We start from the raw sequence: 25,012 nt of genomic DNA on the forward strand, positions 1-25,012 counted from the left end.
CAGAAAAGACACACAGCATTAGTAAACGGGCATTCTCCTAAGACTGTAGTTTCTTCCTATTAATACATACCTATTTGATTTAACACTTTTTCTTATATCTATACATTGTCAAAATATCTGAATGCCTATATTCTTCTATCTTTACATAGCCCATTTTCTCATAGAAATGATGATTTCGATAACTTTTGAATGGAGTTATTAATTCCCACTCAGACGCTTCTGGAAATTCATTTTCAATAAACTTTAAAGCCATTTGCCCGACTCCTAAATTTTGGAATTCAGGAATAACACTTAATACCCTAAGATAAAAGTTGTTGTTCTCTCTTTTTCTAATAATAATGTCTCCAATTATTTCTTTGTCCCGAAGTATTTTATATACTCTTGCTTCTTGAATATGATTTAACATAGCCTGTTCTGTTTCATTATACGCTGGACATTCTCCATACTTGATATAATCGTCATAGAAGCTCTGATTTTGAACATTGATAATTTTATTCGTATCATTTTCATTTGCCAATTCAAAGTATATACTCATAATATTCCTCCCGATAAGTTTAGTTTTTTATTAACTCATCTATAAAATTTATAGTCTGATAATGGATGCTAACTTTGAATCACATGAAGTTTTTACAAGAGCTTTTTCATCTCTTTACGGAATACATCCTTTAAAATACCGAAAAAACAGAAAAGAAATTTGTCTTGTAGGAATGAATTTTTACCGCAAGCTTATAAAATCAAAAATAAACATTATTCTGTTAGAGCATGCACCGTATAGCTTTTGCCGACTATCACATAAAAAAAGAACCAACCCCGAGAGTTTGATTCCTTTTTCCCATATCATGCAGTCGACGGGACTTGAACCCGTACCCAGTTAACCCAGACTAGATCCTTAGTCTAGCGCGTATGCCAATTCCGCCACGACTGCTCACTTAATAAGAAATATCATGCTTAATTATACTATCATTATCTTAAGAAAATGTCAACCAAAAAAATAAATTTTCCATGTTGTGTTTTCTTCAAAAAGTCCCAAAAATTGCGTAACTTTATTACTTAATTTATATGATTTTACTTGCGAAACACTGTTCTTTTTAGTATGATAAGTACTGTATACTGCATATGTGTTGCTAAACAAGGGAGGGATAAAATTGGCTGTTCATTTTCAAGAAAAGTGCATAAAAAAAGCCGCAAGACGAGCCGCACACAAACTATTACTACCCTTAACCCCCAGTGACTTAGAAAAAATCCGGGCATTATTTATTGATGTCAAACAAACGGAGCTGTCATTAAAAGATTTAGAATTTTTCCCTAATATTACAATATGTTATATTTTCAGTACCAAAGGATGGTTTTTTCAATTAAAAGATGACAGTTCCTTAAAGTGCCTTTCCAAATTAGAAATATTATCATTGGCAAACTGTACATATAATGAAGCTGCCCCATTAAATCTGCCTGATATAAAAACATTGGCTCTTGAAAACACCTGTTTTAAAAACCTGGAATTTCTCTCTTTGCTTCCAAAATTGGAAGACTTGAGCCTTTCTGGCAGATCGTTTCATAACATAGATTTTTTAAAAGATTTGAACTCACTGACCTGCTTAGAAATTGCCCATACCTGTATAAAAGACATTACCCCTTTACAAAATTTCACCAATTTAAAAGAATTATATTTTGAAGATAATTCTATTACTGATTATTCCATCACCAGAACGTTAAAAGAACTGGACCTGCTTTCAATTGATGGAGTTGAAATTCCAAAAGAAGAGTTTCTAAAGCAGACTCATTAATTATTTTTGTTTACTACAGGGTACTATTTTGTTCGCAGAATATTACCCTGAATTTTTTTTATGCACCTGGCAAACAGCTGTATTAACTACGCTGGGATTATCTATAAGCTGACCTCTATAATCAAACCTTGAACCATGGCAGGGACAGTCCCATGATAACTCATCTGGATTCCATGAAAGCATGCAGCCCAAGTGAGGACACTTTGTATCTACGCTGTATACTGTTCCATCATAATCCTTATAGACACCAACTTTTTGATTTTTATACGTCACAATTCCTCCGCATCCCATCCCTATATCCTCTGTAGCTCTCTTGGGCAGGCAAAATAATTGCAGACATAAGTTTTTGGTTACTGTTTTAATCTCCTTTTCCAGTCCTGAAACAGCAGTTGTGGAATGTCGTCTAGGTGAAAAAACCGAATTTCCTCTTTCTTTTCCTACGATATGCTCCCTTAAATACTGTGCTGCAAGCATTGCCGTACTCATCCCCCACTTATTAAAACCTGTTGCAACATATAAATGCTTTGTTAGATTTGAATACCTTCCTATATAAGGGACTCTGTCCAATGACATACAATCCTGGTTTGACCACTGATACTCTGCTTCACCTTGGGGATACCAATATTTTGCAGCTTGAAACAACTTTTCATATGCGCCCCCTGCTTCATTTTCTCCCGTTCTGTGGCAAGAGCCTCCAAGCAAAATATAATCTCCATACCTCCGAAACGAAAAACCAGTCTTAGACTCATCAATATACATCCCCTTCTGAATTCCATTTGTCTCACGAATTCCTAACACATAACCTCTTTCTTGATGCATTTTCAGAAAATAAAATCCTGGTATATTGAGAACTGGATAATGAGTTGCCATAATAATATCCTTTCCTGAGACTTGAAACAATTTATTTCGATCCGAAGAATACACTTCAAGCAGATTATCCTTTAGAAAATTTACGACCTTTGTATTTTCATATATTGTCAGTTCCTCTGCGATGGCATTAATAAATTTTAGAGGATGTATTTGCAGCTGATTAGGTAACTCGACGGCACCCTCTACTGAAAATGGCAAATCTAAATCTGCTGTAAAGTTTACTGGCATACTTAGTTTTTGCATTGCTTCATATTCTTTGTATATCATCTTGTTATTAGTGCGGGTATATACATAATTTGAGGTTTGTTCCATATCGCAGCAAATATCTTTCTCCTTAATTAGTTGAGCATATTCTTTTACTGCATTCATATTTGACTCGGCATACTGCTTTGCTTTTCGATAACCAAACTTCTGAATCAAATAGTCATAAATCAGATTATGAGCAGCCGTAACCTTAGCTGTCGTGTGTTTGGTAATGCCACCTCCAATCTGTTCAGCTTCTAATACAACAACCTTTTCTCCTGCCTTCTGTAAATAATATGCTGCCAAGATGCCCGTCAATCCGCCTCCAACTACTACTATACCTGTATTCAGGTTATAGGAAAGACTTCCTCTTTTTTTATAATTTATATGTTCCTCCCAAATACTATTACCCATTTTCCTGCTCCTTTTAATGCCAATAATATTTTAGTATTTTAAAAAATGTATTTTGCTATTCATGGATTTTATACGATTTTTCCAAAAAGTAATAAAGAAGTTCCTACAACTACAGATTTAAAAAGAAGAATTAACTAATCACATTAAAAAACTCCCCGAGTTGGGCTCGAACCAACAACCCCACGGTTAACAGCCGTGTGCTCTACCATTGAGCTATCGAGGAATACATCGATATTTTAATACCATTTTATTGAAATGTCAAGACCTATTCCATAAAATATTACTTCACTTAAGCATACTAATTACAAAAATCAACCATACTAGTATTGCATAATTAGTGCCTGTAAGACACTTCTATGTAATAATTAAATGAAAAGAGGTACTTTATGAATTCAGCTCAGAACAAACAAAACACCCAAAAACCTCTACCACCATCCACTTCAAAGGACTCCATTCACAATGGACCAAAAAACAGTATACCGGATCATTTCATTCCAAGTGGAATAAATCCAAATAACAATGCTTACTTTGCAGAAAGAAATAACCCACTCTCCAGCAAAGGTGATTCTGCATCCTCTGATGATTCGGATAATTTTAATTCATAAGAATAGAAAAAGTATTGCCTGCCACTGGTAAGCAATACTTTTTCTATCTTCTATTATAACTAAGCAATTTTTGACTTTGCAATTTCTGTTAATTCACTAAAGCCTGTTGGATCGCTAATAGCCATCTCAGCTAAAATCTTTCTGTTGATATCAATATTAGCTAATTTTAAACCATACATAAATTTGCTATAAGAAAGGCCATTCATTCTTGCAGCAGCATTGATACGAGCAATCCATAATCTTCTAAATTGTCTTTTTCTTTGCTTTCTACCTGCAAAAGATTCTGTTAATGCTCTCATAACAGATTGTTTTGCTACTCTATATTGCTTTGATCTAGCTCCTCTATAACCTTTAGCCAGTTTTAAAACTCTATTGTGTTTCTTTTTTGCGTTCATACCGCCTTTAATTCTTGCCATCTTTTATTCCCTCCTTATCACCAAAATTATAGATATGGTAATACTTTCTTCATTGTCTTAACATTTGTTGAATCAACTAAACCAGCTTTTCTTAAATTTCTCTTTGTCTTAGAAGATTTTTTAGTTAAGATATGTCTCTTATAAGCCTTACTTCTTTTTAATTTTCCAGTTCCTGTTACTTTAAAGCGCTTTGCAGCCGCTCTTTTTGTTTTTAATTTTGGCATAGTATTTCCTCCTTACTGAATCCAAACTACTAATCTATTTATGTTAACGTTTTTCTGTTAAAAACATTATCATACTTCTTCCTTCTAGCTTTGCCGGCTTCTCAACCATTGCAACATCCTCAACACGTTCAAAAAACTTATCCAGAATCTGCCTGCTCATGCCCATATGAGCCATCTCTCTACCACGGAAACGAAGTGTTACTTTAACCTTATCTCCCTTAGTTAAAAACTTTCTAGCCTGATTTGCCTTTGTGCTTAGGTCATTTTCATCAATATTCGGAGAAAGACGAATTTCTTTTACATCGGTTGTTTTCTGCTTCTTTTTAGCTTCTTTTTCTTTTCTCGCCAATTCATAACGGTATTTACCGTAATCAATTATCTTACAAACGGGTGGTTTTGCTTGTGGAGCAATCTTTACCAAGTCAAGATTTGCTTCTTTTGCCAGTTTCATTGCATCCTTGGATGACATAATTCCTAATTGTTCGCCTTCTTCGCCAATCAGACGTATCTCCTTATCCCTGATCTGCTCATTAATCATTAATTCGCTAATAGTCCTGCACCTCCATAAGGTTTTAAAATTTAATTGCTACATAACAAAGTGTGTGTTCCACACGTGTGCATCATCCTGCACCCTGTTTTTTAGGGTGCTTTTTTATGTGATAAGAAATGCGGAGCAATTTCCTGTCACATAAAAAAACGTGAACAGCATAAGCCATCCACGTTACAAGTTCACACATTTATCAAAGATATGCTAGCAGACAATGTCATACCAACATCATCATCTTGTATTATAACCCAAGTCGTTCTTCTTAACGCTAAGGTGAGAGTGGATACTCTGCTTCTTATTTTCACAACATGAATAGTCTAACATGAAACAGAGCACCTGTCAACCCTCTTTTTATTTTTCTTCCTTCACTTCAATTTCACGAATTTCTCTGGTACGAATTTCCTTACAAATTTCATCAATAAACTGATCCAATGGCTTTTGTCCTTCATCTCCCAAATAACGGCTTCTGACAGAAACCAATCCTTCTTCCTCTTCCTTTTGCCCCACAACCAGCATATAAGGAACACGATCCAATCTAGTTTCACGAATCTTATAACCGATTTTCTCTGCTCTTTCATCTACCGTACAAAGAACACCATTTTCCTTCAGCTTTGCTTCTACTTTTTCTGCGTACTCATGATATTTTTCAGAAATAGGCAGCACTCTGACCTGTTCCGGACAAAGCCATGTTGGAAGCAATCCGGCATATTTTTCAATCAGCCATGCCAGGGTTCTTTCATAGCAGCCCATACTAGTTCTATGAATAATAAATGGACGTTTCTTTTCTCCTGAAGCATCCACATAATACATATCAAATTGTTCTGCCAGCGCAAGATCCAACTGAATGGTAATCATGGTATCTTCTTTTCCATATACATTTTTCGCCTGGATATCTAACTTAGGACCGTAAAAAGCTGCTTCTCCTTCTGCTTCTACAAAAGGAATTCCCAGCTCATTTAAGAATTCACGCATCATTCCCTGACTCAGCTCCCAATACTCTGGAGAGCCGATATATTTTTCTGTATTATTTGGATCCCACTTTGACAATCTGTAAGTTACATCTTCATGCAGACCTAGTGTCTTCAGGCAATACATTGCCAAGTCTACACAGCCTTTAAACTCATCACTAATCTGTTCTGGTGTCATAATAATATGAGCCTCTGTAATGGTAAACTGACGAACACGAGTGAGTCCATGCATTTCGCCTGATTCTTCGTTTCGGAACAAAGTAGAAGTTTCACCGTAGCGGATTGGCAAATCACGATAACTTTTCTGGCTTGCTTTATAAATATAATACTGAAATGGACATGTCATTGGACGAAGTGCATAAACCTCTTTATCCTTTTCTTCTTCTCCGAAAACAAACATGCCTTCCTTGTAGTGATCCCAATGTCCAGATATTTTATATAAGTCACTTTTTGCCATATACGGAGTTTTAGTTCTTACATAACCTCTTCTTTCTTCTTCGTCCTCAATCCATCTTTGAAGAGTCTGCATAATCTTAGCACCCTTTGGCATAATCAAAGGAAGTCCCTGGCCAATCACATCTACCGTTGTAAAAATTTCCATTTCACGTCCCAGCTTATTGTGATCCCGCTTTTTCACATCTTCCAAATATTCCAGGTACGCATCCAGATCTGCCTTTTTTGTAAATGCTGTTCCATAAACGCGAGTCAGCATTTTATTTTTCTCACTGCCTCTCCAATAAGCACCAGAAGAAGAAATCAACTTAATAGCCTTAATTCCTTTTGTACTTAATAAATGAGGGCCTGCACATAAATCTACAAATTCTCCTTGCTTGTAAAAGGAAATTACAGAATCCTCTGGCAAATCTTCAATCAGTTCTACCTTGTATGGTTCGTTTCTATCTTTCATAAACTGGATTGCTTCCTGCCTTGGAAGGGTAAATCTCTCTAACTCAGCACCTTCCTTAATAATTTTCTTCATTTCTGCTTCTATTTTGTCTAATGCTGCCCTGTCAAATGATTCACAGTCAAAATCATAGTAGAAACCAGTGTCAATAGATGGTCCAATGGCAAGTTTTGCTTCGGGATATAACCTCTTTACTGCCTCTGCCAATACATGTGAAGTGGTATGACGATACGCTGCCTTACCTGCATCATCATTAAATGTCAAAATGCTTAACTCACAGTCTTTCTCTACCATCGTCCTTAAATCTACAACCTCTCCGTTCATTTCGCCGGCAGTTGCCATCCTTGCAAGACCTTCACTAATATCTTTTGCAATTTCATAAACTGACATTGGGTTCTCATACTCTTTAAAAGAACCGTCTTTTAAAGTAATCTTCATTTCTTTTTGCTCCCTTCCAATTTTTCAGGAACGTATTAAGACATCGAAAAAAAGCCCGTTCCCTTCGACTTTTCTTCGAAAGGGACGAGCTATATAGTTATAGTCGCGGTTCCACCCTTGTTCCCACTTAACTTTATAATCATTTATAAATAAGCTGGGCTCTCATTTTCAAGCACTCTCAGAAATCTTCACTCTGATTCATGCTCTCTGATTATAACGGAATCATCGGACCGGATTAGGGCCACTCAGAGGTAGTTTTCAAATGCTTCCCAATAAGGCACTTACACCAGCTATGCCTCTCTCTGTATTGTTTCACATCCTACTCTTCTCTTCAACGTGTTATTATTTCATAAGTTCATTATATCACCCTAAACTCATTTGTCAATATACCAATCATTTCTCTTACAATACCACTTCCATTACATAATCATCCATTACAAAACCACTTCCAATGTCTGCAACCTGTTGTCGTATTATTTCAAACCCTAATTTTTGATAAACTGAAATGGTGTGCTCATTATATTTATTTACTGTCAGCCAGATTGCTTCCATGCCCATTTCTACACTTGTTCTCTGCAAAAATGAAAATGCTTTTCTGGCAAAACCTTTCCCACGAAAATCCTTGCGCAAATAAAGCTTACTTAAGAAAAGTTTATTATCCTCCTTCTTAATACCAGTATATCCAATCTGTTCCCCTTCTGCCTCAAATATAAAATACTGGTACCCCTGATTTTGAATCTGATCTGTGATTGCAGCAACAGACTGAAATTTTTCAACCATATAATCAATCTGTTCCTTAGACAGAATACACACAAAAAACTCATGCCACACTTCGTTTGCAATCTCTGCCAGCTTATTTATCTCGTCCTCTAAAATAACTGGTTTAAAAATAATATCCATATCCTCGCCTTCCCTACTCTGTGCTCCCTCTTAGACTTAACTCATCTACTCTTTTTGCTACATATAGATCAGTTGTTTCGTCTTCTTCACTTACCTCATCTACTTCCTGCATCTGAGCCTGTCCTGAAGACTCATCTTCTTCCATTGTAGCAGCTACTTTTTCTCCATAAAGGAACTCTCGCAAAGCTGCAATATTCTTTTCCTGATCCATGACCAAAACGGAACCACAATTATAAGACTCTCCATAATAGGCATCATCCAACGGAATTCTTAGTGTTTCCAGCTCTGTCGTTCCCAAAGTTGCAACTGTCTTAACATATTCAATAATCTCTGTCTTAGTTAGGTTTGTTGTAAAACATTCCAGCATATCATTGGCAATAGACACCATTTCAACCACATTTTTAGTTTTATATTTATTAAAAATAGCCGTAAGAACCGCACGCTGACGATAAGTTCTTCCGAAATCATCCCTCTCACCATTTGAAGTAGTTCTATATCGGACACGGCAGTACCCCAGTGCCTGATTACCATTTAATGTTTGAAGCCCAGCTTTTACATACCGATTAGCTGGATCTGAAATATAATTGGTTGTGTTTAAATAATAAGCTTCATTATTCGTAAGTTCAATTTCAACACCACCAAGTTTATCAATAATATTTTCAAAATTCGAATAATCAACTCTTATATATCCGTCAATTTGTACTCCAAAATTCTGCTCCACTGTTTCTGTTAGCAAAACGCCCCCACCGTTATGAAAAGCAGCATTCAGCTTATTATTTGCATAACCTGGAATCTCCACATAAATATCTCGCATAAGCGAAGTAAGCTTTAATGATTTCTGAGCCGTATTAATTGTAGCAATCATCATCGAGTCGGATCGTCCTACGGTATCGTTCATAGCTTCTTCTCCAATTAGTAAAACGTTTATTACTTCATCCTCAACCTCTGGCTGAAATACCTGAGGTGTAGGAGTAGGTTTCAAAGCCAGCTCTTCCTCTGACAAATCCGACGGCTGCTGCGTTACCTGCGTTGGATCTTCATAATTGATCCGATTTATCATATGATTTGCCAATACCGCCGCCCCTGCTGTCAAAAGCAAAACAAACGAAAATATGCCAATTAAAATCTTAATTCCTTTTCCCATCTTCTTTTTAGGTGGTTTTGATTCCTCAAAAGGCTCATCCTCTTCTTGAAGGTTTTCATCTTTTCCTTCTGATACCTTTTCTGCTTCTGAAAGATTATCCTCCTCAAGCTCTTCTTCCTGAATATCCTGAGCAGAATCCCCAAACGGCCCAACTAAAAAGCGTACTTCTCCTGTAGTGCTGTCTTCTACCTTTACTTCTTTCTCTTCCTTCTTATCCAGATTATCACCATTCTCGTTTCTTACCATGTTTTCTCTTACCTGCTTGGCAATATCTGAATTTACCTCTGACAGCCAGTCATCTTCCTTCATTTTCTTTTCATCCATATCTGCACCAACCTATGTTTTCCATCAAACATAACCTTCCCTGTCTGACATTAAATGTTTCTTACTAACTTATCCTTCACTACTGCTACCGCCTCTCTGACATAATAATGAATACATAGAATTTTGTCTGTCGGAGCATTCAACCCCTCTATTGTACCAAAATTCTGTTTTTTTGCAAGTGCCATTCCTCGGTAAACATGAAAACTATTTGTTACAATAATCGTCGTTTTTTCTGGTTCAATAAATACTTTGCTAAATGTTATATTCTCGTACGTATTTTTAGATTTATCTTCTTTTATAATTCTTTCTGGGCTAATCCCGTTCTGTACCAAATATCGAAACATTGCCTCGGCCTCTGAAATATCTTCTCCTTCACCCTGTCCACCAGAAACAATTACCTTCGTCAACTCATTTTTCTCCAAATACTCAATAGCAGTATCCAATCTGTATTTTAATGCTTTGGAAACTCTTTTTCCTTTTACTTGTGCCCCCAAAACAATCATATAATCTGCATTTTCACTAGGTTTACTTCTGGCACTTGAAATAATTACAGCCTCAATAAACAAAAACAGTGCTAATCCTGCCAAAATAAATAATTCCGCACCGTATAATAAAGGCTTCGGTACCATTACCTGTTCTTTCTTTAATACCATTAGAATACCCATTACCACAAAACACATACTTCCCAAAAGCACCCAAAACAATGCAAAATCTGCTTTTATTCCTGCGTAACTAATAATAATAATAAAATAGAAAAAAGAAATAATTCCCAGTAATCCAAATAGAAAACTAATTATATTCAAGTTCTTAAAGCACCTTCTTTTATTCATTTCCAATAAACACCTGCTCTTTTTTCAATACATCTCCATATACAGACAATATGCTTTCGGCATACTGTTTCGTTGAAAATCTTTCAGCCGTCACAACTGCATTATTTTCAAATTGAGACTGGTTTTCTGAAAAGAGAATATGATCTAATGCCTGCAAAAATTCTTTCTTTTCTTCAAAAAAGTATCCATTCTCTCCATCCTTTAATATTCCTTCTAAACACTCATCTTTTCTTGCAAGCACAGGCAATCCCACTGCCATTGCTTCAATAAATGTCAGTCCCTGGGTTTCACTGGTGGATGCACTTACAAATACATCTCCCAATTCATAATATTTAACAATTTCATCATAAGGTCTTTCTCCAAGGAACAAAATTCGTTCCCTGCATTCATAATTTCCAACCAGTTCCTGAACCGCCTCCATCTCGGGACCATTTCCCACAATTACAAATTTAACATTTTCTCTATTATTAAAATACTCTGGTATATACGCTAATAATTCCTCCAGATTTTTCTCCTTGGAAATCCGCCCAATATATAAAATAATCTTTTCATCCAGCTGGATACCTAATTCCGCTTTTAGCTGTCTTATCACTTCTTCTGAATACTTATTTTTACAAAAATTACTTAAATCAATACCTGTAGGTACAATAGAAATTCTTCTTTTCACATGGTAATTCCGCAAAAGTTCTTCCACCTTCTGAGTTGGAACAATCACCTGCTCTACTGTGTTGCAGCAGGCCTTTGTAAATACTCTCGCAAATGCCCTTGCTCGCTGAGCCAATAATTTATTTTTCACTACATAGTGCGTATAGTCCTCATAGATTGTATGATATGTATGTACAAGAGGAAGTTTTAATTCCTTTGCCATAATACGTCCAAATATCCCAAGAGAAAATTCTGTATGTGTATGAATAATATCTAAGTCCAGTTTCTTAATTTTAGATGCTATTTTATGCTGATAAAATAACCCGACTCTACGTTCTGTTATTAAAATACACGGCAGGCTATGAACCCTGTATACATTTTCTTCTGCTTCTGGCGCATCTGGAGTGGTGGTTGTAAATACATAAACATTATGCCCTGCCTTCTCCAGTTCATTTTTTAATACATAAACGGATACAGCTACGCCATTCAGTTCTGGATAGTAGGTATCAGTAAACAAACCAATATTCATTTTCTTCGTCTCTCCTATTATATAACAAAATATCCCTTTCTACCCTTTTTATCTCTTTCTATACTATAGAAGATTTTTAAAAAAATGTAAAGTAGTTATTCTAGAAAGTTTTATTAAGTTTTTTTGAATATGAGTTGTGTTAAAATAAATTATGTGATAAAATATATTTTGATAACCAAAGAAATACTGTTTTATATGGTTATATGGCATTTTCCAATTGGCCGCAAGCACCAATTGGCATATTGTGTTTGCAATTATTAAATATGCGTGAGGTTAATAAGATGATTATAGAACCTAAAGTGAAAGGCTTTATATGTACTACAGCTCATCCACTTGGCTGTGCAGAAAATGTGAGCAGACAAATACAGTATGTAAAAGAACACTCAAAGATAGCAGGGCCTAAAAATGTTCTTGTAATCGGCTGTTCTACTGGATATGGTTTGTCTTCCCGTATTACTGCTGCTTTTGGATGTCAGGCTTCAACTCTTGGTATTATGTTTGAAAAGCCAGCAACTGAAAAACGAACTGCTACACCTGGCTGGTATAACACAGCAGCATTGGAATCTATGGCATCAGCAGAAGGTTTGTATGCTAGAACAATTAACAACGATGCTTTTGCTCCTAATGTGAAACAGGAAGCAATTGATATAATTCGTAAAGATCTTGGGCAAGTTGATATGGTGATATATAGTATTGCAGCTCCAAGGAGAACAGCTCCAGACGGCGTTACATATCATTCAACTTTAAAGACAACTTCTGAAAGCTATACGAATAAATCCTGGAATTTAGTTGACGATACCATTTATCAGGTTACCATTAACCCTGCTTCTGAAGAGGAAGTACTTGCAACACAAAAGGTTATGGGTGGAGAGGACTGGAAGGACTGGATTACTGCTTTATCTTCTGCTGGCGTGTTAGCACCTGGCGCTCTTACTATTGCTTATAGTTATATTGGCCCAGAAGTAACACATCCTATTTATTTTAATGGGACGATTGGTATGGCAAAGAGGCACTTGCATAAAACTGCTGAAGAAATTACAAAAGAATTTCAAGAAACCGGTATTCAGGCATATGTTTCTGTGAACAAAGCTCTTGTTACTCAAGCAAGCTCTGCAATCCCTATTGTACCTTTATACATTGCCCTTTTATACAAGGTAATGAAAGCTAAGGGATTACATGAAGGCTGTATTGAACAAATGCAGCGTATGTTCCAGGAAAAAATATTTGGAAATGACGGTATTATACTTGATAATAATAGATTAATCCGTATGGATGATTATGAAATGAGTTTGGACGTTCAAGAAGAAGTAAAACGGAACTGGGATATTGTATGTTCTGATAATTTAAAAGAACTAGGTGACACTACTGGGTATTGGGATGATTTTTACAATATGTTTGGATTTTATTTAGAAAACATTGATTACTCCCAGGATGTGCCTATGATGTAACTGACATCATAGTTTATATTGCTTTCCAACCTATCAAATTTATTATATTTTATAAAATCGCCTTCGAATGAAGGCGATTTTCCATTTACATCTACTCATTAAGTTGTTTTTTAAATTCTATAATATAATTTTTAATTTTCTCAATATTATATTCCGCATCTTCCATCAACTGGATAAAATGAGAACCTACAATGCAACCATCAATTGTATGTTTTACATTTTCCACATCCTTTGCAGTTTTTATACCAAATCCCATCATAACTGGAATATCTGACTGATTTTTAACTTCTGCCAAATAATTTTCTACATTTTTATGAAATCCACTTGCTTGACCAGTAACACCCATAGAAGAAACACAGTAAACAAATCCTCTTGCATCCTTTAAAAGCATGGGAACTCTTTCTTTGGAAACTGGCGATACAAGCTGAATTAAAACTGGACTTTTTTCATCTCCAAGATACTGTTTCAACTCACCTTGTTCCTCAAATGGAAGATCCGGAATAATCAATCCGTCTATCCCTATTTCCGAACAGGTGTTTACAAATTTTTCTACTCCATAATGTAGTATTGTATTATAATACATCATAAATACAATAGGTATTTCACAACTGTTTCTCAATTCCTTTACCATATCAAAAACTTTTGTCAAATTGGTTCCCTTTAAAATGGAGCGATAGGACGCATCTTGAATAACAGGTCCATCTGCAACTGGATCAGAAAACGGTATTCCTAATTCTAAAATATCAGTTCCAGCTTCCTCTTGTGCCTTAATAATTTTCTGACAGCCTTCCATGTCTGGAAGCCCTGCCGTCATATACGTGATAAATGCTTTTTCCTTCTTTGATTTCAACTCTGCTAATTTTGCTTCAATTCGATTCATTCTTCACACCTCCCAGATTTCTTATTTATTCAATGCTTCTTTATTGCCTGTCAAATATTCTTGTATGGTATGACAGTCCTTATCTCCACGTCCTGATAAGCATACCACAATAATTTGATCCTTTTTCATTTCTTTTGCCTGTTTAAAACAATGTGCTAATGCATGGGCACTTTCGATTGCTGGAATAATACCTTCCAGCTTACATAATTCTAACAATGCCTCCATCGCCTCATCATCTGTAATTGACACATATCTTGCCCTTCCACTGTCTCTTAAATAAGCATGCTCTGGTCCAACACCTGGATAATCTAATCCTGCTGAAATAGAATGTGCCAGCTCCACATTTCCGTCCTCGTCCTGTAACAAGTAGGATCTCATTCCATGTAATGTTCCAGGAATACCAAGAGCCATTGCACTGGCATGCTTTCCTGTTTCGATTCCAAGTCCTGCTGCTTCTACTCCAACTAATTCTACATCCTTATCCTCAATAAACTCCGCAAACATACCAATGGAATTAGATCCACCTCCCACACACGCCATAACGGAATCTGGAAGCCTTCCTTCCTTCTCTAAAATCTGTTTCTTAGACTCCTTGCTGATAATACTTTGAAAGGTTTTTACAATTTTAGGATATGGATAAGGTCCCACTGCCGATCCGATTACGTAGAAGGTATCTTCTGCTTCCTTAGCCCAGGTACGAATTGCCTCATTCGTGGCATCTTTTAATGTTTTACTTCCGGAAGATACACTTAATACACGGGAACCCAGCATTTCCATCCTCAACACATTGAGTGCCTGACGGCTTATGTCCTCTTCACCCATATATACTTTACATTCCAAATCAAAAAGTGCTGCACCTGTTGCTGTCGCTACGCCATGTTGTCCTGCACCCGTTTCAGCAATTACTTTTTTCTTTCCCATTCTCTTTGCTAATAAAATCTGACCTATTACATTATTAATCTTGTGGGCACCAGTATGATTTAAATCTTCACGTTTTAAATAAATCTTTGGTCCATATTTTTCGGTCAGCCGGCTTGCAAAATATAACGGCGTCTCCCTTCCAACATACTCTTTCATGTAATAATCAAATTCCTTCCAAAATTCTGGATCCTGAATTGCTTCTTCAAACGCCTTATCTAGTTCCTCCAATGTGTTCATTAGTGATTCAGCCACATACTGTCCACCAAATTCGCCATAATATTTACTCATTTTTTCACACCTTCCTATCTATTTTCATTGATTTCTGACTGCTTTCACAAATGCTTTTATTTTGCTTTCTTCTTTTCCAATACCACAATCCTTCTCAACTCCTGAACTGACATCTACAATATCCGGTGATGCTGTCTCAATGGCCCTTCTTACATTATCCGCATTTAATCCACCTGCCAGCATTATTTTTTTATTATGTTTTACAATTGTATCAAGTAATGCCCAGTCGAATTTTTCTCCATTCCCTGGATTTTTTCCATCAAACACATAACCGCTGATTTTATCCTCAATATGCTTTGTAAACTTTTCCATCTGGATTTGCGTATCCACATTAACTGCACGTAAAATTGGAATAGAGCTATGTTCCAGCCCTTCCATATCCATAGTTCCATGTATCTGAATCAAATCAAAGCCAGCTCGTTCTATCTCTTCTATCTGTGACTTTGCAGGACTTACTGTTACCGCTACCGTCTTTATTTCAGGAGATAAATTCTTCATAATTTCCCTTGCCTGGTCTATGGAAACACATCTCTTACTTTTTGGATAAAACAACACAAAACCTGCATATTGTATTTTATATTTTACAAGCAGCCTAGCATCTTCGTCATTTACCAGTCCACAAATTTTAATTTGAGGTTCCAGATTAACACCTCCCGCCATTATAAATATTCTTCCATTCAGATGCCAGCTCTTTTGGATTTAACGCCTCCATAAATGCTCTGCCAATCAGCAGTGCGTTGACATCACACTTTTTCAAAAACTCAATGTCTTCTGCTGTCGTAACACCACTCTCCGAAACCAGCACTGGCCTGTTTCCCTGACATTCCTCACTAAGAAGTTGGGAAAGTCTCTTTGTTGTTTCCAGTGTAATAGTAAAATCTTTTAGATTCCGGTTGTTTATTCCAATAATTTTTGCACCAAGAGAAACCGCTCTTCGCATTTCCTCTTCATCATGTACCTCTAACAACACATCTAATTCTAACTGGTTAGAAAGTTCATACAACTCTTTCATTTGATCATCTGTTAAAATAGCTGCAATTAAAAGAACTGCATCGGCACCAATTACTTTTGCTTCATAAATCTGATAGGGATCAATAATAAAATCCTTACGGATAATCGGAAGGCTGGAGATTTGACGAATTTCCTTTAAGTACTCCACACTTCCCATGAAATGATCTTCCTCAGTCAAACAGGATATAGCATCTACAGACTGGTTATACTGGTCAATCCGATCGGTCAGATCCAATTTATTGTCAATCACTCCCATACTTGGTGATGCCTTTTTAAATTCACCAATAATAGATAGCCCATTCTTTGCCAGTGCCTTATGAAAAGAAATTGATTTTCTGTTCGTGTTTATTGCAAGCTGCTTCATCTGTTTCTCATCAATCTTTTCCTTATGCTGTACCAAACGCTTTTTTTTATCTTCCACAATTACATCTAGAATCATAATTTCACCTCACCTTATATTCTGCCATTTACAAAATTCTCTACGATTCTTTTGCCATGCTCTGTATAAATAGACTCTGGATGAAATTGCAGCCCTACAACTGGAAAGTCCTTATGACGCATTGCCATAATCTCACCATCCTCTGTTTTTGCCATAACATTCAGGCTCTCCGGCAATGTATCTTCCAAAACTGCCAGGGAATGATATCTTGCTATTTTAATTGGGGAGGTAATCCCTTGAAAAATACTGCCTCCATCATGATGAATTGTGGACTGTTTTCCATGAAGCACCCTTTTTGCATAAGAAACCGTCGCACCAAAAGCTGCACCAATACACTGATGTCCGAGGCAAATTCCCATAATTGGTATTTTATTATAGAATTCCTTTACTACCTCCATACAAATTCCGGCTTCGTTTGGGCTCTTTGGTCCAGGTGATAATACAATCCGATCTGGCTCCAGGTCTGCTATTTCTTCAATGGTTATTTTATCATTCCGGACAACCTTAATGTCTGGTTCAAAGGTTCCAATATATTGATATAAATTATAAGTAAAAGAATCATAGTTATCAATTAGTAAAATCATGCTTTTCCCCCATTTCTTATAAATTATCTTCTGTTACCAGTGTTTTGGCAAGTGCCATAACCTTGTTGCAGCACTCATTGTATTCATTCTGTGGAACAGAATCTAATACAATCCCTGCTCCAGCCTGTAAATAAACATTTTTTCCTTTTTTTATCATAGTTCGTATTGTGATGCAAAAATCCATATTTCCATCAAAGGATAAATAGCCTGTTGCTCCGCCATATAAACCACGTCTTGTATTTTCAAGTTCATCAATAATTTCCATTGCACGTATTTTTGGTGCCCCACTTAATGTACCAGCTGGCAGAAATGATGCAACTAAATCCAACGGATGGCTTTCGCCTTTTTTTCTTCCCTCGACCAGTGACACAATATGCATTACATGGGAATAATTCTGCACATTCATAAACTGGGTGACTTTTACTGTTCCAAACTCTGAAATACGTCCCATATCATTTCTTGCTAAATCTACAAGCATAACATGCTCAGCTCTTTCTTTTGCATCTGATAATAAATCATCCTTTAAAAGTTCATCCTCTTCTGGATTTGCACCTCTTTTTCTTGTTCCTGCAATCGGACAGGTATACACCTTATTCTCCAGCTGCTTCACTAACATTTCAGGAGAACTGCCAATGACTTCAAAACCGCCAAAATTGAAATAATAGAGATATGGAGAAGGGTTCAGCTCCCTCAACGCTTTATATAGAATAAATCCTTCTTGTTCTGTTTCGATTGTCCACCTTTGGGAAAGTACTGTCTGAAAAATATGTCCTTCGATAATATACTCTTTTATCTTCTCCACTTTTTGACTGTATTCTTCAAGTGTGTCTGATTTTTTAATAATTTTCCCATCCAGTCTCAGTGCTGTCTGCGCTTTCTGTTTAACTTCTTCATAACCCTCCGTTACTGCTTCCACAAGTTCCTTAGCCATTGACATCCCCAGCTCTCTTCCTGCTTCAGAATCCTCCTCCAAAACGACTGCTGTCAATGTTTCTGCCACATGATCGATTACAAAAAATTCTTTTGTATACATTAAATAAATCGTTTCAATTCCAATCTCATCGCTATTATCATCTGGAATATCCTCTGTATAACGTACAAAATCATAACCCATATTACCAACTAATCCGCCTATAAATGCTAGTTCTCCATCATCTTTTGTTACCTGAAAATTGCTGTAATATTCCTTCAACAAAAGAAATGGATTTCCTTCCTTCACTTCTTTTGTGCCATCTCTCTTTTCAATTACAAGCTGATTTCCTTCCGAATGAATGATTTCAGCTGGCTCTTTTCCAAAAATAGAGTATCGGCCATTATTTTTATCGTAACTTTCTAGTAAAAAACCTAGTTTGTTTCCTACAAATCCTTCATATAACCCAATCGTTGTTTCGTTTACAATACTGACTGTTTTTCGATATGCTCTTAATTTTCTCATAGTAACTCCTCTCTTTCTCAATCAATTAGAAATCGTGTGTTCCACACACACACTTTGCCACAAACAAAAAAGTCCCTAATAGACTGCATAACACAGACTATTAGGGACGAACGTATCGTGGTGCCACCCTGCTTTCTATCACGAACTGGCTCTTTATCCCAGCAGTTCTAGTTAATTAAACTGCATTCTATAAAAAAGCACAAAAAAAGTATTCTCCAAACCGGAAAATACCTGCCACCAATTCATATGATAACTTTTTCGATACAGAAAAAATCGATATCTACCTCTATAACGTGAGGACACGGCCACAGCTACTTACGCTCTACACGGTTCACCTGGCATCTCCCAAACCCATTCCTGACAGACTTCCATACCGGTTTCCACCCTCCCGGCTCTCTGCAATGTACCTTCTGAAAGTACTACTTTTGATCGCTGATTTTCTATTCATCTTTATTGACTTAATGATATCATTCTTTTATTTGTATGTCAATTACTTTTATTAATAAAAATATCACTGGCACATTACGCAATCTAATGATATACTTAAAACGACAGTATTAGAAATGAGGAGATAGCGTGTACAAAAAGAGAAAACGTATTATTATTATCACTTGCATAATATTAATTTTTCTAGTGATTTATTTTAGCATTAGCTTATTTTTCAAAGAACGGTTTTATTTTGGTTCTGTCATTAATGGTGTGAATTACTGTGGAAAAACTGCTGATGAGGTTGAACGGAGCATTAATGAAACTGTTCAGACTTATCAACTTACAATAGAAGGGCGGAATGGACTGATCGACTACATAAGTGCCGAAGATATTGATTATCATTATATACCAGATGGAACCATTGAAAGACTTATGGAAACCCAAAATCCTTTTAAGTGGCCCATTGCCTTATTTGGAATGAATGACCTGGAAATGCATATTGAAGCTGGCTATGATTCTGACTTATTATCAGATTTGGTGAATCATTTAGTTTTTCTTCAGGAAAAAAACAATATACCACCTGTTGATGCTTATATTAACTATAATGACACCGAGTATACTATCATTCCAGAGGAAACTGGTGCTTACATTACCGAGAATGCCTTATATCAAAGCGTAAAACAGGCTGTGGAAGACGGCGCAGAACATTTATCTCTTGAGGAACTTGATATTTATGCTGTACCAAAGTATACCCAGAATTCTCCTGTGTTACTTCAGCTTACCAAAAAACTAAACACTTATCTGAATGTGGTAATTACCTATGACTTTGATGACCGCAGTGAAATACTTGACCGCGTTTTTATTAAAGACTGGATGTACGTTACCTCTGATTTTGATGTGGATTTCAGCCTTGAGAAGGTCAGGGAATATGTAGACTATCTTGCCCGTACCTATAATACTTTTGGCTCAAAAAGAGAATTTATTGCTCATGACAATAGTCAGCTTACAGTCAGCGGCGGAGATTATGGGTGGCTAATTAATCGAGCTCAGGAAACAGAAGCTATTGTTGAAATTATTAAAGAAGGTAAAAGTGTAACCAGAGAACCTGTCTATCAGCAAGTGGCTGTTTCACGGGCAACCAACGATATTGGCAACAGCTATGTTGAGATTGACCTTACCAATCAGCACCTTTGGGTATATAAAGAAGGCAACCTTGTCATTGATTCCGATTTGGTCAGTGGTAATATTAGCAAAAATCTAGGTACTCCAACTGGAATTTACCAGATTACTTACAAAGAACGAGAGGCTACTTTAGTTGGTGAGGATTATAGTTCCGCAGTAAAATACTGGATGCCTTTTTACTACAATGTTGGAATGCATGATGCCAGCTGGCGTAATGAATTTGGCGGGGACATTTATAAGACAAAAGGCTCCCACGGCTGTGTTAACCTCCCTCCCAAGGTTGCAAAGATTGTATTTGAAAACATTGAAAAGGGAACTCCTGTCGTTTGCTACAACGGTAAATTGATTAAAAAAACTGCTGAAGAAAATACAAGTAATTTAAGTAACAAAAAAAATAATTGACATTTCCGAAAAAATATGTATACTTTTGTTATATCGAAGGCGATAACCCATTATGTTTTAATAACATAAAGTTATTCGCCTTTTTTTGTTTACAAAAAGAACCTAAGAAGGGAATGTATTATCATGGAAATTAGTTTAGCAAACAGCGCATTTATTATAATGTGCTCAGCATTTGTCTTTCTTATGACTCCAGGATTAGCATTATTTTATTCTGGACTGGAAAGAAGAAAAAATACTTTGAACACCTTAATGTCCTGTTTCTTTATTTGCGGAGTTGGCTCTATTCTCTGGGTAGCGTTTGGGTATTCGTTATCCTTTGGAACCGATCACGGTGGATTCATTGGCAGTTTAAGCAATGCTTTTTTTAACGGAGTTGGTGCCGAACCAAATCCTGCTTACTCCAGTACACTTCCAGAAAGCCTATTTGCTGTATTTCAAATGATGTTTGCTATTATCACACCTGCTCTTATATGTGGTGCTGTAGCAGGAAGAATGAAGTTTTCTGCACTGTTCATTTTTATCACTGCATGGTCTATCATTGTATACTATCCTTTAGCACATATGGTGTGGGGCGATGGTGGATTTATAAGAGAGTTAAATTGTATTGATTTTGCCGGCGGAAACGTAGTGCATATCAGTTCTGGTATTTCAGGGCTTGTTGCATGTATTATGCTTGGAAAGAGACGCGGATTCGGAATGGTATCCTATAAGCCACATAACATTCCATTTGTGATTCTCGGTGCTGGTCTTCTATGGTTTGGCTGGTTCGGATTTAATGGCGGAAGTGCTTTAGCAGCAGACGGTTTAGCAGTTCATGCCATTCTTACTACAAATACTTCAGCAGCAACAGCCATGCTTTCATGGATGCTTCTAGAAAGAATTATACATGGAAAGCCTACTGCTTTAGGTACAGCTACAGGCGCAGTTGTTGGTCTTGTAGCAATTACACCAGGTGCTGGGTTTGTATCCATTTGGGCTTCCATGATTATTGGTGCATTAGTCAGCCCGATCTGCTATTTTACTATGACAAAGATAAAGGAAAAGTTTGGATATGATGACGCACTTGATGCTTTTGGATGTCATGGAATCGGCGGTGTCTGGGGCGGTATTGCAACTGGCATATTTGCACAGAGATCCATTAACAGCACAGCGAAATGGGATGGTCTGTTCTTTGGAGAAACCAAGCTATTTGTTGCACAAATTATAAGTATTGTTATTACTATGGTTTTTGCAGGCGCTGCAACCTTTGTTATTCTATTTATTATGAAAAAATTTATGAGTATTCGTGTTACTCCTGAAGAAGAAGCACAGGGACTTGATATTACAGAACACAGTGAATCTGCATACCCTGCTTTTACAGGTTTAGATTAAACTAATAAAAATTGAAAAGAAGGTGATTACATGAAAAAAATTGAAGCCATCATTCGTCCTGAGAAACTGGAGCCATTAAAGACAGCATTGCTTCAAAGGGAATTCAACGGTCTTACTATTAATCAGGTACTTGGCTGCGGAAAGCAGATGGGATTTACAGAATCCATTCAGGGAAATACCATAATGCTGAATACTTTATCCAAAGTTGAAATTCGTATTGTTGTACCAGATGAGCGGCTAGCTGAAATTATTGAAACTATCACCTCTGTTGCTGAAACTGGTGAGTATGGTGATGGTAAGATTTTTATATCCGATGTATTGGACTGCATTAGAATCCGTACAAAAGAACACGGTGACAAAGCACTGTAACATTTTTTATCATGTACTTTCAAAAAAGTTTGACTTTTATTTTTTTCTATGTAGAATTATAATAGGTAATTGAGGATATAATTATTATAGAAAGGAAGTAGAGTACATGAAAAAAATCATTAAGTTTCTATTTACCGCTTTTTCTCTTGTTGCTGTTGCTGGCAGCATATATTACTTTATGAAAAATGGTCATAAAAGGAATGATACTGATTTTGATGATTTTGACGATTTCGATGATAATGAATTTGGTGAACATCCTAATCTCTCAAATGATTCAGACAAAAACTCTTCAAATGCTTCTGCTGAAAGAGAATATGTTACGTTGAATTTGGATAATGTGAAGGAAACTGCTTCTCAAGTAGCAGATAATGTGAAAGAGGCAGCTTCCCAGGTGGCTGGAGATGTAAAAGAATCTGCCTCTAAAATTGCCGACGAGGTAAAAGATTCGGCCTCTATTATTGCAAATGATGTGAGGATTTCTGCTTCTATTATTGCCGACGAAGTTAAGGATTCTGCTTCTAAAATTGCTTATGATGTAAAAGATGGCGCAAAAGACATCATTTCACATGTTAAAAATTCAGAAGAGGATACAAATGTTACCGTAATAGACTTAGACGAAGAGATTTCAGACAGCACAGAACAAGATAAAGAGAATATAGCAAGTATGTAATAAGAAGACAGATTCAGTCAAGCTGAATCTGTCTTCTTGCTTTAAAATAAAAGTCATTCTATTTTGTCATGGTATATAGTTTGCTGTAAATGCCACCTTTTTTCAGCAGTTCTTCATGTGTTCCCTGCTCCTTAATTCCATCTTCGGTCAATACAATAATATGTTTTGCATTACGTATTGTGGTTAACCTATGTGCTATCACAAACGTCGTTCTATTTTTAGCTAACTTTTCTAAAGACTCCTGAACAATTTTTTCACTTTCATTATCTAATGCAGAGGTTGCTTCGTCAAAAATCAGAATAGACGGATCTTTTAAAAATACCCTGGCGATACTAAGGCGCTGCTTCTGGCCCCCTGAAAGCTTAATTCCCCTTTGTCCTATATACGTATCATATCCATCTGGCAGTTCCATTATAAAATCATGGGCATTGGCATTCTTTGCAGCCTCGATTACCTGCTCCCTGGTTGCTTCTAGCTTTCCATATCGTATATTATCTATTACAGTACCTGCAAACAAATAAACATCTTGCTGCACAACACCTATATTTTTTCTTAGTGATTTTAATTGAATATCCCGAATATTTATTCCATCTATTTTAATCTCACCTGATGTAGTCTCGTAAAATCTGGGAATTAAACTGCACATGGTTGTTTTTCCTACACCGGAAGAACCAACCAAAGCCATGTATTCTCCTGCTTTTACCTTTAAGTTAATATTTCGGAACACTTCATTTATAGTATCCTGATATTTAAAAGCTACGTCTGAAAACTCAATATCCCCTTTGGGATTAACTAACTCGATGGCACCCTTACTATCTATAATATCAGGCTCAATCTCCAGTATATCCATAAACCGGTTAAATCCCGTAATTCCATTTTGAAATTGTTCTGTAAAATTTATTAACTTTTGGACTGGTTCAATCAGGTTATTAATATATAGTAAAAATGTAATCAAATCCGCCATGTTAATGGTATCCTTGCTAATGAACGCAGCCCCTCCAATAATAACAGCAATATTTAATAATGAAATAAAAAAACCAAGTCCTGCATGAAAATTTGCCATATTTAAATAACTGCTTCTCTTACTATTAACAAATCTGTCATTACCCATTTTGAAATGTTCTATTTCCAGTTCTTCGTTTGCAAAAGATTTCACCACCCTTATTCCTGATAAGTTATCCTCTACCTGTGCATTTATTTCTGCTACCCGTTCTCTGTTTCTCTTAAAGGCCGCATGCATCTTTTTTCGAATAAACATTGCAAACAAAACCATAATAGGAATAAATGCAAATACAACCAGTGTAAGCCACGGATTTACATTTAATAAAATAACAAAGGCGCCTGTTATTTTGATAAAGGATATCACTACATCTTCTGGTCCATGATGGCATAGTTCTGTAATATCAAATAAGTCATTTGTTATTCTTGACATAAGCTGGCCTGTCTTTTGATTATCATAGAAATTAAATGACAACTTTTGATAGTGCTCAAATAACTCATTTCTCATGTCATATTCCATATAAGCACCCATCATATGGCCTTTATAGGTAACAAAATAATTACAGACAAATTGAATTACGGCAAGTCCAAGCATAATCAGTCCCAGCCTGGCTATGATGGTAACAGCGTCATTACTGTTATAGTCAGGTAATACTGTATTGGTAATATATCGAATAATTAATGGGTTTACTAATGTTATGCCTGCCACAATGAATGCACAAAACATATCTAATAGGAACAATCCCATATATGGCTTATAAAAAGAAAAAAACTTCTTTGTTCTATTATTCATTTTTCA

The 25,012-nt window shown here is 36.2% G+C and carries 24 protein-coding genes and 2 tRNA genes; 7 read left to right on the plus strand and 19 right to left on the minus strand.

Translation table 11 applies throughout. The features are described 5' to 3' along the window. Positions 1–79: 79 nt before the first annotated feature. Both BM305_RS10140 and BM305_RS10145 read right to left on the minus strand, forming a co-directional pair. Positions 80–535, minus strand: a complete 456-nt coding sequence (locus BM305_RS10140) for a GNAT family N-acetyltransferase (protein ID WP_092560593.1) — start codon at positions 533–535, stop codon at positions 80–82. Positions 536–840: 305 nt separating this feature from the next. Continuing rightward, positions 841–925: transfer RNA gene (locus BM305_RS10145), tRNA-Leu, on the minus strand. Positions 926–1,145: 220 nt separating this feature from the next. On the opposite strand from BM305_RS10145, the gene BM305_RS10150 reads away from it, so the two are divergent. Continuing rightward, the gene (locus tag BM305_RS10150; protein WP_092560594.1) at positions 1,146–1,784 is read left to right on the plus strand and encodes a leucine-rich repeat domain-containing protein; all 639 of its coding nucleotides are present in this window, start codon (positions 1,146–1,148) and stop codon (positions 1,782–1,784) included. A 42-nt stretch (positions 1,785–1,826) separates the two neighbouring features. On the opposite strand, the gene BM305_RS10155 is transcribed toward BM305_RS10150, so the two are convergent. Together BM305_RS10155 and BM305_RS10160 are read right to left on the minus strand one after the other, a co-directional pair. Beyond that, on the minus strand, positions 1,827–3,311 hold the full coding sequence (locus tag BM305_RS10155) for an FAD-dependent oxidoreductase (RefSeq protein WP_092560595.1): 1,485 nt from the start codon (positions 3,309–3,311) through the stop codon (positions 1,827–1,829). 151 nt (positions 3,312–3,462) lie between these two features. After that, positions 3,463–3,534: transfer RNA gene (locus BM305_RS10160), tRNA-Asn, on the minus strand. 163 nt (positions 3,535–3,697) lie between these two features. Here BM305_RS10160 and BM305_RS10165 point away from each other — a divergent pair. Further along, positions 3,698–3,916, plus strand: a complete 219-nt coding sequence (locus BM305_RS10165) for a hypothetical protein (RefSeq protein WP_092560596.1) — start codon at positions 3,698–3,700, stop codon at positions 3,914–3,916. A 59-nt stretch (positions 3,917–3,975) separates the two neighbouring features. Here BM305_RS10165 and rplT read toward each other — a convergent pair whose 3' ends face one another. The 8 genes from rplT to BM305_RS10205 all read right to left on the minus strand — a co-directional run bounded on the left by rplT (position 3,976) and on the right by BM305_RS10205 (position 11,785). After that, entirely contained in the window at positions 3,976–4,332 is a 357-nt protein-coding gene (gene rplT, locus BM305_RS10170; protein ID WP_092560597.1) for a 50S ribosomal protein L20, read from the minus strand. Positions 4,333–4,358: 26 nt separating this feature from the next. Continuing rightward, the gene (rpmI, locus tag BM305_RS10175; RefSeq protein ID WP_092560598.1) at positions 4,359–4,556 is read right to left on the minus strand and encodes a 50S ribosomal protein L35; all 198 of its coding nucleotides are present in this window, start codon (positions 4,554–4,556) and stop codon (positions 4,359–4,361) included. Between the two features lie 43 nt (positions 4,557–4,599). Next, positions 4,600–5,094, minus strand: a complete 495-nt coding sequence (gene infC / locus BM305_RS10180) for a translation initiation factor IF-3 (RefSeq protein WP_092560599.1) — start codon at positions 5,092–5,094, stop codon at positions 4,600–4,602. 360 nt (positions 5,095–5,454) lie between these two features. Beyond that, complete coding sequence (gene thrS / locus BM305_RS10185) at positions 5,455–7,413, minus strand: threonine--tRNA ligase (RefSeq protein ID WP_092560600.1); 1,959 nt, start codon at positions 7,411–7,413, stop codon at positions 5,455–5,457. Positions 7,414–7,815: 402 nt separating this feature from the next. Beyond that, positions 7,816–8,313, minus strand: a complete 498-nt coding sequence (locus tag BM305_RS10190; RefSeq protein WP_092560601.1) for a GNAT family N-acetyltransferase — start codon at positions 8,311–8,313, stop codon at positions 7,816–7,818. A gap of 13 nt (positions 8,314–8,326) precedes the next feature. Beyond that, entirely contained in the window at positions 8,327–9,781 is a 1,455-nt protein-coding gene (locus BM305_RS10195) for an LCP family protein (RefSeq protein WP_092560602.1), read from the minus strand. Positions 9,782–9,831: 50 nt separating this feature from the next. Then, the gene (locus tag BM305_RS10200; RefSeq protein WP_092560603.1) at positions 9,832–10,611 is read right to left on the minus strand and encodes a YdcF family protein; all 780 of its coding nucleotides are present in this window, start codon (positions 10,609–10,611) and stop codon (positions 9,832–9,834) included. Continuing rightward, entirely contained in the window at positions 10,604–11,785 is a 1,182-nt protein-coding gene (locus tag BM305_RS10205) for a glycosyltransferase family 4 protein (RefSeq protein WP_092560604.1), read from the minus strand. The genes BM305_RS10200 and BM305_RS10205 overlap by 8 nt, the downstream gene beginning before the upstream one ends. Positions 11,786–12,066: 281 nt before the next feature. Between BM305_RS10205 and fabV the strand changes: the two genes are divergently transcribed. After that, positions 12,067–13,233, plus strand: a complete 1,167-nt coding sequence (gene fabV / locus BM305_RS10210; protein ID WP_092560605.1) for an enoyl-ACP reductase FabV — start codon at positions 12,067–12,069, stop codon at positions 13,231–13,233. A gap of 91 nt (positions 13,234–13,324) precedes the next feature. Here fabV and trpA read toward each other — a convergent pair whose 3' ends face one another. The 6 genes from trpA to trpE are packed head-to-tail and all read right to left on the minus strand — an operon-like array spanning position 13,325 to position 18,791. After that, complete coding sequence (trpA, locus tag BM305_RS10215) at positions 13,325–14,113, minus strand: tryptophan synthase subunit alpha (RefSeq protein ID WP_092560606.1); 789 nt, start codon at positions 14,111–14,113, stop codon at positions 13,325–13,327. A 21-nt stretch (positions 14,114–14,134) separates the two neighbouring features. After that, positions 14,135–15,322 (minus strand): tryptophan synthase subunit beta, encoded by a 1,188-nt coding sequence (gene trpB, locus BM305_RS10220; RefSeq protein ID WP_092560607.1) that lies wholly within the window; start codon positions 15,320–15,322, stop codon positions 14,135–14,137. 24 nt (positions 15,323–15,346) lie between these two features. Beyond that, the gene (locus BM305_RS10225) at positions 15,347–15,982 is read right to left on the minus strand and encodes a phosphoribosylanthranilate isomerase (protein ID WP_207649477.1); all 636 of its coding nucleotides are present in this window, start codon (positions 15,980–15,982) and stop codon (positions 15,347–15,349) included. Further along, positions 15,966–16,772 (minus strand): indole-3-glycerol phosphate synthase TrpC, encoded by an 807-nt coding sequence (gene trpC / locus BM305_RS10230; protein ID WP_092560608.1) that lies wholly within the window; start codon positions 16,770–16,772, stop codon positions 15,966–15,968. The genes BM305_RS10225 and trpC overlap by 17 nt, the downstream gene beginning before the upstream one ends. A gap of 14 nt (positions 16,773–16,786) precedes the next feature. After that, a complete protein-coding gene (locus BM305_RS10235; protein ID WP_092560609.1) occupies positions 16,787–17,356 on the minus strand; it encodes an anthranilate synthase component II in 570 nt (189 codons plus the stop codon). A 16-nt stretch (positions 17,357–17,372) separates the two neighbouring features. Then, complete coding sequence (trpE, locus tag BM305_RS10240) at positions 17,373–18,791, minus strand: anthranilate synthase component I (protein WP_092560610.1); 1,419 nt, start codon at positions 18,789–18,791, stop codon at positions 17,373–17,375. 576 nt (positions 18,792–19,367) lie between these two features. Here trpE and BM305_RS10245 point away from each other — a divergent pair. The 4 genes from BM305_RS10245 to BM305_RS10260 all read left to right on the plus strand — a co-directional run bounded on the left by BM305_RS10245 (position 19,368) and on the right by BM305_RS10260 (position 23,214). Next, on the plus strand, positions 19,368–20,804 hold the full coding sequence (locus BM305_RS10245) for a L,D-transpeptidase family protein (RefSeq protein ID WP_092560611.1): 1,437 nt from the start codon (positions 19,368–19,370) through the stop codon (positions 20,802–20,804). Between the two features lie 129 nt (positions 20,805–20,933). Then, positions 20,934–22,175: an ammonium transporter gene (locus BM305_RS10250; RefSeq protein WP_334292821.1), complete on the plus strand. Its 1,242-nt coding sequence runs from the start codon at positions 20,934–20,936 to the stop codon at positions 22,173–22,175. 30 nt (positions 22,176–22,205) lie between these two features. After that, the gene (locus BM305_RS10255) at positions 22,206–22,544 is read left to right on the plus strand and encodes a P-II family nitrogen regulator (protein WP_092560613.1); all 339 of its coding nucleotides are present in this window, start codon (positions 22,206–22,208) and stop codon (positions 22,542–22,544) included. Positions 22,545–22,650: 106 nt separating this feature from the next. After that, positions 22,651–23,214 (plus strand): hypothetical protein, encoded by a 564-nt coding sequence (locus BM305_RS10260; RefSeq protein WP_092560614.1) that lies wholly within the window; start codon positions 22,651–22,653, stop codon positions 23,212–23,214. A 58-nt stretch (positions 23,215–23,272) separates the two neighbouring features. On the opposite strand, the gene BM305_RS10265 is transcribed toward BM305_RS10260, so the two are convergent. Beyond that, a complete protein-coding gene (locus BM305_RS10265) occupies positions 23,273–25,006 on the minus strand; it encodes an ABC transporter ATP-binding protein (protein WP_092560615.1) in 1,734 nt (577 codons plus the stop codon). Positions 25,007–25,012: the final 6 nt, after the last annotated feature.

The sequence above is a fragment of the Anaeromicropila populeti genome, from assembly GCF_900112775.1.
GTDB lineage: Bacteria > Bacillota > Clostridia > Lachnospirales > Lachnospiraceae > Anaeromicropila_A > Anaeromicropila_A populeti.